Below are 1,576 nucleotides of genomic sequence, written 5' to 3' on the forward strand. Positions count from 1 at the left end.
TTTCCCTTGCCGGTGGAAGCCGCCTGGTTCGACGACTTGACCAACGTCACGCAGCAAGGGCATGCTGACGAACAGAGAGACCTTGACTGCAGGCTCCATTTCGTTCCGCGCTTAGGACGTTGTCGGTCATGACGCGGGCTATTGTGACGCCGAGGCTGGCGTAGCAGGCCACCGCCGCCTTGAGGAAGGCGATGGCGCGTTCTTCTTTCTCGTCGGGCAGGATTTGCGAGAAGGCGATGCGGGACGCGTCGTCGATGCAGACGTGGACGAACTCCCAGCCGGCGCCGCGCGACTTGCCTTTTTGCGGCTCGCCGGTGATGCGATGGCCGACTTGGCTGAAGCGGCCGAGCTTCTTTGATGTCGATATGGATCATCTCGCCTGGGTTCTCCCGCTCGTAGCGCCGGACCGGTTCGGCCGGCTCGCTATCGCTTAGCCGCGACAGCCCGGCACGCTTGAGAACCCGGCTGACGGTGGCGGGCGAGACGCCGACCTCATGGGCGATGTGCTTGCCGGTCCAACGTTGCCGCCGCAGCGCCATGATGCGCTCGGCGATCAACGCAGCGGTGGCCTGTGACATATGGGCGGGCCGCGAGGAACGGTCGATCATGCCGGCCCGCCCTTCAGCCTTATAGCGCTCGACCCAGCGCGCCACGATCTTGGCCGACGCCATAGACCCGCGCCGCATGGGCTTTGGAAAAAGCGCCCTCTATCACCGACAGCGCCATCTCCTCTCGACGCAGCGGTGTGAGACGGGCATTCTTGTGGATGTTCATTCGGACCCTCCGATAGATGCTGAAGCGTGGTAACTCCAGTCTCCTCGGTCCGGTCCGAATGGACAACCTCCCGAAAGCTCACAGCTAGCAAGAGTCTTTGGTGATGCTCGGATGCCGAGTCCACCACCACTGAGAGCCCAATAGACATTATTGTGGTGGGCGTTTGAATTGGCACTAGATATGGACCCACGAGAACTTGGAACGTTGAATACGACGGTCGCCTCTCATGCGGAGACACCTATGTTCGGAAGAAGACACACGAATGGTCAAGTGTTCCGGTAGCGCGGCGCGAAACACAGTGTCCGCCACTTGCTCGGACAACTTCTTCGGTGGCATGCGGATTGCAAGGGGGATGGTGAAGCGAAGGTCAGCGCATCACAACCTCGCCGTTCTGTTAATTGCTCCGCCTCAAGTGCAAATAGGCGTTCTCAACGTGTAAATTCTTTATGAAACTTGGCTTGTTGGAGCTACGCGGTATCGAAACCGGTAGAACAGTGCACCAGCAAAATGGAGTGGCTTCTTAACTGTTAAGCAGGCGCGTTGTTGATCGAGCTGCAGCAGGAGTTTGACGTCTCCTAATTCCATCTGCCAGCACATGGCCCTGGCTTCGCTTGAGACTATTGTGGGTAACAAGGCTCGCCCCGAGGTAGAAAAGCAGCCGTAGACTTTATTCGAAAAGAAGCGGATATATTGGAGTATACCTCAGTGCGAGCCATATCTGAACTCGCCGAATTCGTTAGCAGCTATCCAGCAAGTGCACTGCCTGCGGCGACACGGCGTACAATTTCGTTGCTCATTTTAG

At 58.1% G+C, this 1,576-nt stretch carries 1 pseudogene; it reads right to left on the bottom strand.

The window, feature by feature from the left end:
- Positions 1-121: 121 nt before the first annotated feature.
- A pseudogene (locus EN852_RS34480) lies at positions 122-774 on the bottom strand (leucine zipper domain-containing protein); the annotation flags it as partial.
- Between the last annotated feature and the right edge of the window lie 802 nt (positions 775-1,576).

The organism is Mesorhizobium sp. M2E.F.Ca.ET.209.01.1.1 (genome assembly GCF_004010375.2).
Taxonomy (GTDB): Bacteria; Pseudomonadota; Alphaproteobacteria; order Rhizobiales; family Rhizobiaceae; genus Mesorhizobium.